Source organism: Salmonella sp. NW884, assembly GCF_051700745.1.
GTDB classification, from domain to species: domain Bacteria; phylum Pseudomonadota; class Gammaproteobacteria; order Enterobacterales; family Enterobacteriaceae; genus Salmonella; species Salmonella enterica.
Genome location: NZ_JAMMDE010000001.1, coordinates 393,126 through 405,264 on the forward strand (window position 1 = coordinate 393,126; position 12,139 = coordinate 405,264).

The 12,139-nt window shown below is 51.7% G+C and carries 14 protein-coding genes; 7 read left to right on the forward strand and 7 right to left on the reverse strand.

Features of this window, described 5'->3' with window-relative positions; all coding sequences use genetic code 11:
* Window positions 1-58 precede the first annotated feature (58 nt).
* The 7 genes from NA197_RS01975 to NA197_RS02005 all read left to right on the forward strand — a co-directional run bounded on the left by NA197_RS01975 (window position 59) and on the right by NA197_RS02005 (window position 5,323).
* Window positions 59-952, forward strand: a complete 894-nt coding sequence (locus NA197_RS01975) for a proline iminopeptidase-family hydrolase (protein ID WP_001000508.1) — start codon at window positions 59-61, stop codon at window positions 950-952.
* A 21-nt stretch (window positions 953-973) separates the two neighbouring features.
* Window positions 974-2,317 (forward strand): APC family permease, encoded by a 1,344-nt coding sequence (locus NA197_RS01980; RefSeq protein ID WP_064043611.1) that lies wholly within the window; start codon window positions 974-976, stop codon window positions 2,315-2,317.
* Between the two features lie 163 nt (window positions 2,318-2,480).
* Window positions 2,481-2,711, forward strand: coding sequence for a protein YnhH (gene ynhH, locus NA197_RS01985; protein ID WP_418143684.1), 231 nt, complete (start codon window positions 2,481-2,483; stop codon window positions 2,709-2,711).
* Window positions 2,712-2,718: 7 nt separating this feature from the next.
* Window positions 2,719-4,131, forward strand: a complete 1,413-nt coding sequence (pykF, locus tag NA197_RS01990; RefSeq protein ID WP_000751447.1) for a pyruvate kinase PykF — start codon at window positions 2,719-2,721, stop codon at window positions 4,129-4,131.
* 310 nt (window positions 4,132-4,441) lie between these two features.
* Window positions 4,442-4,678, forward strand: a complete 237-nt coding sequence (gene lpp / locus NA197_RS01995) for a murein lipoprotein Lpp (RefSeq protein WP_001082307.1) — start codon at window positions 4,442-4,444, stop codon at window positions 4,676-4,678.
* A gap of 82 nt (window positions 4,679-4,760) precedes the next feature.
* Window positions 4,761-5,003, forward strand: a complete 243-nt coding sequence (locus NA197_RS02000) for a major outer membrane lipoprotein (protein WP_023226944.1) — start codon at window positions 4,761-4,763, stop codon at window positions 5,001-5,003.
* Between the two features lie 80 nt (window positions 5,004-5,083).
* The gene (locus NA197_RS02005; protein ID WP_017465453.1) at window positions 5,084-5,323 is read left to right on the forward strand and encodes a major outer membrane lipoprotein; all 240 of its coding nucleotides are present in this window, start codon (window positions 5,084-5,086) and stop codon (window positions 5,321-5,323) included.
* A gap of 66 nt (window positions 5,324-5,389) precedes the next feature.
* On the opposite strand, the gene ldtE is transcribed toward NA197_RS02005, so the two are convergent.
* The 7 genes from ldtE to sufA form a co-directional block, all read right to left on the reverse strand.
* Window positions 5,390-6,391, reverse strand: a complete 1,002-nt coding sequence (gene ldtE / locus NA197_RS02010; protein WP_000817059.1) for a L,D-transpeptidase LdtE — start codon at window positions 6,389-6,391, stop codon at window positions 5,390-5,392.
* Between the two features lie 154 nt (window positions 6,392-6,545).
* Window positions 6,546-6,962, reverse strand: coding sequence for a cysteine desulfuration protein SufE (gene sufE, locus NA197_RS02015; RefSeq protein ID WP_000729470.1), 417 nt, complete (start codon window positions 6,960-6,962; stop codon window positions 6,546-6,548).
* Window positions 6,963-6,974: 12 nt separating this feature from the next.
* On the reverse strand, window positions 6,975-8,195 hold the full coding sequence (gene sufS / locus NA197_RS02020) for a cysteine desulfurase SufS (protein WP_064043041.1): 1,221 nt from the start codon (window positions 8,193-8,195) through the stop codon (window positions 6,975-6,977).
* Window positions 8,192-9,463: a Fe-S cluster assembly protein SufD gene (gene sufD, locus NA197_RS02025; RefSeq protein ID WP_000907944.1), complete on the reverse strand. Its 1,272-nt coding sequence runs from the start codon at window positions 9,461-9,463 to the stop codon at window positions 8,192-8,194. Before sufD ends, sufS begins: the two co-directional genes overlap by 4 nt.
* Window positions 9,438-10,184 carry a Fe-S cluster assembly ATPase SufC gene (gene sufC, locus NA197_RS02030; protein WP_000948902.1) on the reverse strand — a complete coding sequence of 249 codons (747 nt, stop codon included), beginning with the start codon at window positions 10,182-10,184 and terminating at the stop codon, window positions 9,438-9,440. Before sufC ends, sufD begins: the two co-directional genes overlap by 26 nt.
* Window positions 10,185-10,200: 16 nt before the next feature.
* On the reverse strand, window positions 10,201-11,688 hold the full coding sequence (sufB, locus tag NA197_RS02035) for a Fe-S cluster assembly protein SufB (RefSeq protein ID WP_000089383.1): 1,488 nt from the start codon (window positions 11,686-11,688) through the stop codon (window positions 10,201-10,203).
* Between the two features lie 8 nt (window positions 11,689-11,696).
* On the reverse strand, window positions 11,697-12,065 hold the full coding sequence (sufA, locus tag NA197_RS02040) for a Fe-S cluster assembly scaffold SufA (protein WP_000418973.1): 369 nt from the start codon (window positions 12,063-12,065) through the stop codon (window positions 11,697-11,699).
* Between the last annotated feature and the right edge of the window lie 74 nt (window positions 12,066-12,139).

The window sequence follows — 12,139 nt, forward strand, 5'->3', positions numbered from 1 at the left end:
TATTACCCAGGCGAATATAAATTTCGCCTGCCCTGCCACACACTGAGTCATTAAGAATATGAATGATACTTATCTCTATGGCGAAATGTTTTCTGAAAACATATTGACAAGCTATCGGATTTATGGCGACAGAAAATCATTACTCACGCCGCTCATTATCCTTCATGGCGGCCCTTCTGGCGGCTTTGATTATTTATTAAATTATCGCCGTCTGGCTGATGACGGGCGCATGGTAATATTTTACGATCAATATGGTTGCGGTCGTTCAACGCATTTTCCTCATGCCGACGCGTCTTTCTGGACTATTGCGCGTTATCTCCGTCAATTAACCCAATTAATTCATCACCTGGGTATTGGGCACGGGTATTCGATACTGGGACATTCCTGGGGCGGAATGCTTGCCGCAGAGCACGCCTGCTTACAGCCTGCCGGGCTTCGCGGGACGATACTGGCCAGTTCGCCGGCCAGTATCGCCCTGTGGCAACAGGAAGCCATACGGCTCTTTAACGCTCTGACGCCAATGTCCGATGACGATATCAAAAACGTCATTATGCCCGCCGTCATTTATCAAAACCCACCGGAACAGCTGGTCGCTTATTATGCCAGACACGTTTATACCCTCGCGGAAGAAGCCGTTCATGTTCAGCGATCTAATGCGCAGTTCGCCGCCGACCCTACGGGTTATCACATTTTATGGGGAACCAATGAACTGGCGGCAAATGGCAAACTTGCCGACTGGGATATTACGCCCCATTTGTGCCAGATACGCTGTCCTGTTCTGGTACTACGCGGCGAAAACGATCAGGCAACCGAGCGCGTCGTCTCTCCGCTGCTCTCTCACATTTCAGACTGCCGCGCGGTCACTATTCCTGGCAGCAGCCATAACCCGCATGAAGAAAATATCGCGCCCTGCCTCGCAGCGGTAAGCGCGTTTTTACGCGATCTGGCATAAAAAGCCATTAAGGTATTTATCATGAAAAAAGTCAAAAAATTGTCTCTTACCGATTTAGTGCTTTATGGTCTGGTGTTTATGGTGCCTATCGCACCAGTCTCTCTTTATGGCGTCGTTTATAATCTTTCGCACGGTATGGTTGCGCTGGTTTATATTATTGGCGCTATCGCGATGTTTTTTACCGCGTACAGCTACTCTACCTTATCGCAGCATATCTCCTCGTCGGGTTCGGCCTATGCGTATGCTGGCGTATGCATTAATCCCGCCGTAGGGTTTCTGACCGGATGGATATTACTGCTGGATTATCTTTTGTTCCCTACGCTCGTAGCGGTGCTGGGCGGTGTCGCGGTCCACGCTATTTTACCGCAAATCCCGGTCTGGGTCTGGCCGTTGATTTATGTGGCTATTGGCACCGGAGTCAACTATCTCGGGATACAGCAAACGGCGAAATTCGATAAGTTACTGGTCTTTATTCAACTCGGTATTCTGGCGATTTTCGTGCTACTCATTATCCGTCTGATGATGCAGGACAGTAGTCAGATAACGCTTTCCTTCCGGCCTTTTTTCGATTCACAGTGGTTCACCCCTGGGCTCATCGCAACGGCGATTTCGGTGGCTGCGCTGAATTTTCTCGGCTTTGACGCTATCAGTACATTAAGTGAAGAAAGCGAAGGCGGGGGACGCGCCGTCAGTAAAGCAACACTGTTGGCGTTAGTTTTGGCGACGGTACTGTTTATTATCGTTGTGGCGTTTGCGGCGTTCGCCACCGGTAACGTCGACCGCTTCGCGGAAGGTAATTCGACGAATGAAGCATTTTTCACCATTGCCGGCAACGTTGGCGGTATCTGGCTCAAAGTGGCGTTTTCCATCATTGTGGCGTTTGTGTGCGCCGTCGGCAACATTATTACCGCGCAAACGGCGGTGTCCAGAGTGCTATTTTCAATGGGGCGCGACCGAATGTTGCCCGCCTTCCTCGCTCACGTCCATACCACGCGTAAAACGCCGGATTATGCCATTCTGTTTACCGGCGGCGTCACCCTGCTGCTCAGCTACCTGTTTTCCGGCAAGATTGAATCTATCTCCACGCTGGTGAACTTTGGCGCGCTTTTCGCTTTTTTTGTCGTGAACCTGTGTGTGTTTATCCTGTTCAATTTCCGGATGAAAGCCCAGCGGCGCATTTTCGCCCATGTTATTTCGCCGATCATGGGGATGATCGTCATCGGCTACGTCTGTTTAAACATGAACATTCACGCTCTGATACTCGGAATTAGCTGGGCAGCCATCGGGATAGCGATACTGTGCTATCGAAAAGCACACAACCAAAACATCGCCATCGACCTGGAAGGCAAAAAGTTGCTCGATTGACATTATGCGCAACAACACCCGCTGTTGCGCAACGCCGCCCCTGTTCGGGCGGCGTCATCGCCAGCGACATCGTAAACAGCGTAATAACAAACCGTTGTGGATCTGCACAGATGTCTTTTGAAACAGGGTTTTCATTTTCCTTTTTTGTAAATTTCAGCGTATAATGCGCGCCAATTGTCTCTTGAATGGTTTCAGCGCATTGGACTGTAAAACTCAACGACTAAAATTATCCCCTTCCCGTTGGGCTGAAACGCGAGCACACATTCCTCTGCACGCTCTTTCGATGTCACCTATCCTTAGAGCGAGGCATCATCACTTTAGCAACACAGGCTTAGCTTCCGGGCCGTGCGCGCCCGAAGCCAGATTTCCATATCCTCCTCAACTTAAAGACTAAGACTGTCATGAAAAAGACGAAAATTGTTTGTACTATCGGTCCGAAAACCGAATCCGAAGAGATGTTAAGCAAAATGCTGGACGCGGGCATGAACGTGATGCGTCTGAACTTCTCTCATGGCGATTATGCAGAACACGGTCAGCGTATCCAGAATTTGCGCAACGTGATGAGCAAAACCGGTAAAAAAGCCGCTATTCTGCTTGATACTAAAGGACCAGAAATCCGCACCATTAAACTGGAAGGCGGTAACGACGTTTCGCTGAAAGCGGGTCAAACCTTCACTTTTACCACCGACAAATCCGTGGTCGGTAATAATGAAATCGTTGCCGTCACCTATGAAGGCTTCACCAGCGACCTGAGCGTTGGCAACACCGTCCTGGTTGACGATGGTCTGATCGGTATGGAAGTGACCGCCATCGAAGGCAATAAAGTCATTTGTAAGGTGCTGAACAACGGCGATCTGGGCGAGAACAAAGGCGTTAACCTGCCGGGCGTTTCTATTGCTCTGCCGGCGCTGGCTGAAAAAGACAAACAGGACCTGATCTTCGGTTGCGAACAGGGCGTTGACTTTGTTGCGGCGTCCTTTATCCGTAAACGTTCTGACGTTGTCGAAATTCGCGAGCATCTGAAAGCCCACGGCGGCGAAAACATCCAGATTATCTCTAAGATCGAAAACCAGGAAGGCCTGAACAACTTCGATGAAATTCTCGAAGCTTCCGACGGCATCATGGTTGCGCGTGGCGACCTGGGCGTAGAAATCCCGGTTGAAGAAGTGATTTTTGCGCAGAAAATGATGATCGAAAAATGTATCCGCGCACGTAAAGTCGTGATCACCGCGACTCAGATGCTGGATTCTATGATCAAAAACCCGCGTCCGACCCGCGCAGAAGCAGGCGACGTAGCGAACGCCATCCTCGACGGTACGGATGCGGTTATGCTGTCCGGCGAATCCGCAAAAGGGAAATACCCGCTGGAAGCCGTTTCTATCATGGCGACCATCTGCGAACGTACCGACCGCGTCATGAACAGCCGTCTGGACTACAACAACGACAGCCGTAAACTGCGCATTACGGAAGCGGTATGCCGCGGCGCGGTAGAAACCGCCGAAAAACTGGAAGCGCCGCTGATCGTGGTAGCGACCCAGGGCGGTAAATCCGCTCGCGCCGTGCGCAAATACTTCCCGGACGCCACCATCCTGGCATTGACCACCAATGAAGTGACCGCCCGTCAGTTAGTACTGAGCAAAGGCGTGGTATCGCAGCTGGTGAAAGAAATCAATTCTACTGATGATTTCTACCGTCTGGGCAAAGATGTCGCCCTGCAAAGCGGCCTCGCCCAGAAAGGCGACGTCGTAGTGATGGTCTCCGGCGCGCTGGTTCCAAGCGGCACCACTAACACCGCCTCTGTTCACGTACTGTAATAATTGTTGTGTGAATTAATTTGTTTAAAAAAGCGCCCTTCCGGCGCTTTTTTTATTTAATCGATAGCCACTATTAATAAAAAAATCAAATCGGATTTTACTATCTAATTGCGGATTATCTAAGAAGAATCCGATGGAAGCCCCCTGTTTTCTTTCGGTTTTTTAGGGACTTTCATGCATTTCGATGCTTCTTTGAGCGAACGATCAAAAATAAGTGCATTCCCATCAAAAAAATATTCTCAACATAAAAAAGTTTGTGTAATACTTGTAACGCTACATGGAGATTAACTCAATCTAGAGGGTATTAATAATGAATCGTACTAAACTGGTACTGGGCGCGGTAATCCTGGGTTCTACTCTGCTGGCTGGTTGCTCCAGCAACGCTAAAATCGATCAGCTGTCTTCTGACGTTCAGACTCTGAACGCTAAAGTTGACCAGCTGAGCAACGACGTGAACGCAATGCGTTCCGACGTTCAGGCTGCTAAAGACGACGCAGCTCGCGCTAACCAGCGTCTGGACAACCAGGCTACTAAATACCGTAAGTAATAGTACCTGCGTAATAAAAATGGCGCACATCGTGCGCCATTTTTTTTACCCACATAACCACACAAAGTATAATGTTATTGTTATGAACCGTACTAACCAGCTGATCTTAGGTGCAGTAGTTCTGGGTTCCACGTTACTGGCAGGTTGTTCAAGCAACGCTAAAATCGATCAGTTGTCTTCCGATGTACAGACGCTGAGCGCTAAAGTTGATCAACTGAGTAATGACGTAAATGCAATGCGTTCCGACGTTCAGGCTGCTAAAGACGACGCAGCTCGCGCGAACCAGCGTCTGGACAACAAAGTAGTATCCCACGTCCGTAAGTAATTTGACGCACGATATAAAATGGCGCACATCGTGCGCCATTTCTTTACCCGAATAACCATGCATAATATAATGATATTATTATGACCCGTACTAACAAGCTGATCTTAGGTGCAGCAGTTCTGGGTTCCACGTTACTGGCAGGTTGTTCAAGCAACGCTAAAATCGATCAGTTGTCTTCCGATGTACAGACGCTGAGCGCTAAAGTTGAGCAACTGAGTAATGACGTAAATGCAATGCGTTCCGACGTTCAGGCTGCTAAAGACGATGCTGCTCGCGCGAACCAACGTCTGGACAACAAAGTATTCCGCATCTGTAAATAATTTGACGCACAATATAAAATGGCGCACATCGTGCGCCATTTTTTTGTCCGTCGTTTGCTGCGAAGGCTACTGCGTCGCGCGCGTTTGCCCCTCTTCCCCGACAAAACCGTTCTGAGCGGATTCGACTGCGGTCGTATTTACCGCCGGCGTCTGCCCGGCGCTCACGCTGACAGGATACCCGGCTCGCCGGTATAGCGCCTTATCGACCAGGCGACTATCCACCCCTTGCGCGTTTCTGAACGCGGTAAATTCCGCAGGCAACACGTAGGGCATCGTCTGCACGTTTTGCTCTTCTTCCGGCGATAGCGGCCTGTGTACCTCTACATAACGAATGCCATTCGGCTCGACAGAGAATTTCACCGGCTGGTTAATCACTTTTACCGGCGTCCCCGTTCTGACCTGCGCAAATAACGCTTTGATGTCCGGCGCGTTCATGCGAATACAACCGGAACTCACACGCAGACCTACGCTATCCGGCGCGCTGGTGCCATGAATGAGATATTCCCCATTACCGTGCGCCAGACGCAGCGCATAGCGTCCCAGCGGGTTATTTGGCCCGGCAGGGATCACCGGCGGCAGCGTGATCCCCCGCTCAAGCGAACGTTGGCGTATGCCTGCCGTCGGCGTCCACGTCGGGTTGGGGATCTTTTGCCCTATCCGGGTGTCCATGACGGGAGTTTCCAGTCCCTGCAAACCGATGCCGATGGGATACACCTGAACGCGGTTTTCTCCCGGCGGGTAATAATACAACCGTAGCTCCGCGAGGTTGACGATAACGCCTTCCCTGGGCGCATCCGGCAATAGCATCTGCGAGGGAATGGTAATTAGCGTACCGGGCTTAGGCACCGGCGCAATCGTATTGTTCGCTTCAAGAATGAGCATCGCCGCCGTATCAAAACGCCGGGCGATAGCCTGCAGGTTTTTATCACCTTCCTGTACGGTATAGGTTTGATTCTGACCAATAAGACGGCTGCCTTCGGGCGGTAATGGATAATCAACCGCCCAGGCTGCCTGTAACGCGCTATACGCGCCGATAATAGTTAGCGTAATGAAAGACGCACGTTTCATACCAAACCTCCTGTATTCCTGGTGATGCCCTCTGCGACGACTGGTAGCGCTTCGCTTATCAGAACAACAAAATATACGCTCTGTCCACTCTGGATAAAGCGACGTCGCCGTCCGACAAAGGATTTGACATCAGGTAGAACGCTGTCTGTACAGTTTAGCTAAGAGTGGCGGCCTTAGCGCGAATTGCGCGAATCATTGCTTCCAGCCCCTGAGAACGAGAAGGTGTGAGGTGTTGCGTAAGCGCCATTTTTTCGAACCATGGCCGGACATCAAAATGCACAATATCCTGCGCCGTCATTTGGTGGTACAAAATAAATACCACCGCCATAAGGCCTTTAACGATCGCCGCGTCGCTGTCGCCCTGCAATTCGATAATGCCGTTGGCGTTTCGCCGCATCACGATCCACACCTGGCTCTGACAGCCATGAATCGTATTTTGCGGATTGCGATCCTGCGGATTTAACTCCGCCAGGCGCTGCCCCAACTCAATAATATATAAATATTTCTCTTCCCAATTAGCGCAACGCGTAAAGTTACGCAGCAATTTTTCTTTATCCGGTAGCGCAGCCATAAAACCTCACTGTTATCCCAATAAGCGGTGGATACGCGTTAATCCTGCCACCAGTCGGTCCACTTCTTCATGGGTGTTATACATCGCCAGCGAAGCCCGGCACATTGCCGGCACGCCATACCAGGCCATGAGCGGCATCGCGCAGTGATGCCCCGTTCGTACCGCGATGCCGTAATTATCAAGAAAGCTGCCGACGTCGTAAGCATGGTGTTTACCCAGATTAAACGCGATGACGCCCAACCGCTGCGCCGGACCATACAGCGTGATATCAGGCACCTGCGCCAGTTGCTCCAGCGCATAGCGCATCAGCATCTGCTCATAATCGCCAATCTTATCCAGTCCCAGCGACGTCACATAGTCAATTGCCGCGCCGAGACCGATGATGCCGCCAGTATTCGGCGTTCCCGCCTCAAAACGCCAGGGCGCTTTCGCCCATGTCGTTCCCTGCGTCAGGCTGACGGTCGAGATCATCGACCCGCCCCCTTCCCACGGCGGCATTTCTTGCAGCAACGCCTCTTTAACATACAGAATACCGATGCCGGTCGGCCCGTAAAGTTTATGGCCGGAGAAAACGTAAAAATCGCAGTCCAGCGCCTGGACATCAACAGCATGGTGCATCACGGCCTGGGCGCCATCCACCAGCACTTTCGCCCCATGCTGGCGCGCCAGCGCAATCATGTCCGGCAGTGGGTTTTCCGTCCCCAGCACATTGGAAACATGGGTAATGGCCAGCAGTCGGGTTCGGTCATCGAACAGTGCTGCTAAGGTCTCCAGCCGCAGCGTACCGTCAGGATGCAATGGGATCACGCGCAGTTCAGCGCCTTTGCGCTCGCACAGCATCTGCCAGGGAACGATGTTGGCGTGATGCTCCATCTCGCTGATGATAATGTTATCCCCGGCGCGAATATTTTCCGTTCCCCAACTGTTGGCGACAAGGTTAATGCCCTCCGTCGTACCGCGCACGAACACCAGTTCTTCTGCGGAGCGGGCGTTAATAAACCGCGACGCCTGCTTACGCACATTCTCCATGCTTTCGGTCGCCTGCGCGCTTAACGTATGGATACCCCGATGTACCGCAGCATAGCCGTGACGGTAGAAGGCAGATTCAGCATCAATCACCTGATTAGGTTTTTGAGCGCTGGCTGCGCTGTCCAGGTAAGCCAGCGGCAGGCCGTTAACTTCACGCTGCAGTATGGGAAAATCCGCCCGTATTTTTTCTACAGGAAATGTCATACCAGGCCTCCGGGCAGTCGCTGGCCGATTCGCGCCAGCACCTGCTGTTTAAGGGCGCTATCATGGATAGCTTCCGTTAACTCTGCGGCAAACGCGTAAAGAATCATGTGCCGCGCCTCCTGCTGCCTGATGCCGCGTGATTGCAGATAAAACATCTGCTCATCGTCAATACGCCCGATCGTCGCGCCGTGGCTGCACTTCACGTCATCGGCATAGATCTCTAATTGCGGTTTGGTATCGACTTCAGCCAGTTTCCCCAACAACAGGTTATTATTGGTCATCTGGCCGTCGGTTTTAATGGCGTGTTGCGCCACGTTAATCAGGCCATTAAAGACCGCGCGTCCTTTGTCGCTGACGATGGTCTTGTGCAACTGGCGGCTGTTACAGTAGCCTTTGTTATGTTCCAGCCATGTCCGCGTATCGCAGACTTCATTTTTCACCGGCATCGCCAGACTATTCAGTCGAAGCGTCGCGTTTTCACCATTCAGTTGTGAGCTGCTGTGGTGACGTAGTACTGCGGCGCCCAGCAGAAAACTGTGGCTAAACGCCGAGGCGTCTGTCGCCAGCAGAAGATCGTTATGCGCAAAGTGATAGCTGGACGCATTTTCAAACGCCAGTTTGATATGACGCAGTTGCGCATTGTCTGCAACGTTCATCGTCAGACGCGCGCCGGTAAAATGTTTTGCCGCTGTAAGGCTGACATAATGCTCAATAACCGTCGCTTCCGCGCCTTCCGCCAGCGCCAGATGGTGGCGATAATGCGCGGTGTTCAGCTCGTCGCCATCCACGCCCTGCGTGATATGCATTAACAGTAGCGGCCTGGTCGGACGCTGATTTCGCCGTACCTGTATATACGTGACACATTGCGCCAGGCTTTCCGTCAGATGCAGAAAAACCTCAGGCTGTACCGGCGCGGCAAGCGTCTGGCGCTCATCCCTGACGCTAACGTCAAATCCGCTGTTTTGCGTGCTATCACTGAGATCTGGCATAAACCGACCATCGACAAACACCAGCCGCACGGCATCGATTTGCAGCGCCAGCGCATCACGCTGTGCGGCGCTGATAGTCACACACTGCTGGATAAACTGGCTATGGGTTAAGCCCTCCAGCGGCGTGTATTTCCAGTCTTCATGTTTACGCGTCGGCAATCCCAGACGTAACATCTGTTGTAAATGTTGTCTTGCCTGCTCAGTTCGACTTTCTCTTTTTTCCTCAAAGAGATGCTGCCATTGCTGTAGCGCTTTACTGCTGTTCGGTAAGCCAGCCATAACCCTGCTCCTCCAGTTGTTTGACCAGAGTAAAATCGCCGGATCGGACAATTCGCCCCTGATAGAGGACATGGACGTAATCGGGTTTGATATAGTCCAGTATGCGCTGATAGTGGGTCACGATAATAAAAGCGCGTTTATCGTCGCGTAACGCGTTGACGCCTTCCGCCACAATTTTCAACGCATCGATATCCAGTCCGGAGTCCGACTCATCAAGGATGCACAGTTCCGGCTCCAGCACCGCCATTTGCAAAATATCATTGCGCTTTTTCTCCCCGCCGGAAAAACCGACGTTTACCGAACGGGTCAGCAAATCTTCCGGCATTTTCAGCAATGCGATCTTCTCTTCCATCAGATCCTGAAAATCAAAGCGATCCAACGACGCCTGCCCGCGGTAGGCGCGCACGGCATTCAGCGCGGTTTGCAGGAAAAACTGGTTACTGACGCCGGGGATTTCTACCGGGTACTGGAAGGCCATAAAAATCCCTTCGCCCGCCCGTTCCTCCGGCGACAGTTCAAGCAGATCTTTACCTTTGAACGTAACCGAGCCGCCGGTGACCTCATAATCTTCACGTCCCGCCAGAGTGGCGGAGAGCGTGCTTTTCCCGGAACCGTTCGGCCCCATAATGGCATGAACTTCGCCGGGGCGAATCTCCAGATTCAGGCCACGCAAAATCGCTTTTTCTTCCACACTGACCTGTAAATCTTTAATGCTTAACATGGGTTTTCCTTCATCATTAACCGACGCTGTGCTCAAGGCTAATCGCCAGCAGTTTTTGCGCTTCAACGGCAAACTCCAGCGGCAGTTCCGAGAAAACGTCTTTGCAGAAACCGTTGACGATCATCGAAATAGCGTCTTCTTCGCTGATGCCGCGTTGCAAACAATAGAAAAGCTGATCTTCACCGATGCGTGATGTTGTCGCTTCGTGCTCCAGTTGCGCGCTGTTATTGCGGCATTCAACATACGGGAACGTATGCGCGCCGCAGTCCGCGCCAATCAACATGGAGTCGCATTGGGTGAAATTTCGGGCGTTGGTTGCCGTCGGCATAATTTTTACCAGCCCACGGTAGCTGTTCTGGCTGTGGCCGGCGGAAATGCCTTTTGAGATAATGGTTGAGCGCGTGTTTTTACCGATATGGATCATTTTGGTGCCGGTGTCAGCCTGCTGATGTCCACTGGTCAGCGCAACGGAATAGAACTCGCCGATAGAATTATCACCGCGCAGAATACAGCTCGGGTATTTCCAGGTAATCGCCGAACCGGTTTCCGACTGGGTCCACGACATCTTGCTGTTTTCCCCTTCGCACAACGCCCGCTTGGTCACAAAGTTCAGAATGCCGCCCGTGTTGTTGTCGCCCGGGAACCAGTTTTGTACGGTGGAATATTTTACTTCAGCATCTTTATGGATGATGACTTCCACTACCGCGGCGTGGAGCTGATAACTGTCGCGTACGGGCGCGGAGCAGCCTTCGATATAACTCACATAGCTGCCTTCATCCGCCACCAGAATCGTGCGCTCAAACTGACCGGTTTTCTCGGCGTTAATGCGAAAATAGGTGGATAACTCCATCGGGCAACGCACGCCTTTGGGAACATAGATAAATGTCCCATCGGAAGCGACTGCCGCATTCAGCGCGGCAAAAAAGTTATCGTTCCCCGGCACGACGGTGCCAAGATATTTCCTGACCAGGTCAGGGTGATCGTGTATCGCTTCGCCAAAAGAACAGAAAATAATGCCCTGTTCCGCCAGTTTTTCACGGTATGTGGTCGCTACGGAGACCGAATCAAAAATCGCATCGACGGCGACCTCTTTCCCTTCGCGAACCGGAACGCCAAGTTGCTCGAAGGCGTCTTCAACCTCTTTACTCAAAAAGGTATTCGCGCCCGTTTGCTGTACGGCTCCCGGCTGGGAAACGCAGCTATCGTCGCAGTTTCCGCATGATGGCGCAGAGTAATAGCTGTAGTCCTGATAGTTCAGTTTATCGTAGTGCGCCTTCAGCCAGTGCGGTTCATCCATGTCCAGCCAGGCTCTATAGGCATTGAGACGAAATTCCAGCATCCACTCAGGTTCGTTACGCTTTGCGGAAATCGCGCGCACCACCTCTTCGCTGATGCCTTTTGCCAGTTCATCAGTGGGTAGTTGCGTGAAAAATCCTTCTTTGTAATTAAGGCGTCCGCCTGTCCAGATGCCGACCTCTTCCGTTGCTTCAGTATTACGAGACATAGTACCGCCTATACCCCAAAACTTTCGCCGCAGCCGCATTCATTCTGGGCTTTGGGGTTATGAAATTTAAATAACTGGTTCAGCCCTTCCTGTACGTAATCCACTTCTGTTCCGTCAATAAAAGGCATCGCCTGTAACGGTGCGAAAAGCTTTGCGCCTTCGGCTTCAAAAACCAGATCGTCTTTATCCGGCTCCCGAACGGTATCCAGAACATAGCCAAATCCGGCACATCCCGTCTGTTTTACGCTTAACCGCACGCCCAACATGCCCGGCTGCTTTGCTGCCAGTTCACGTATGTGCGCAGCCGCCGCTGGCGTTAACGTCAGCCCTTGCCAGGGGAAGTCCTCCGGGTTAAACGTGCCTGAATGCAATTCCATAGAGTTACCTCGCGTTCTTAATCACCAGGATATAACAGCATGTTAGTGATAATGATTATCACTTCAACCCCTTA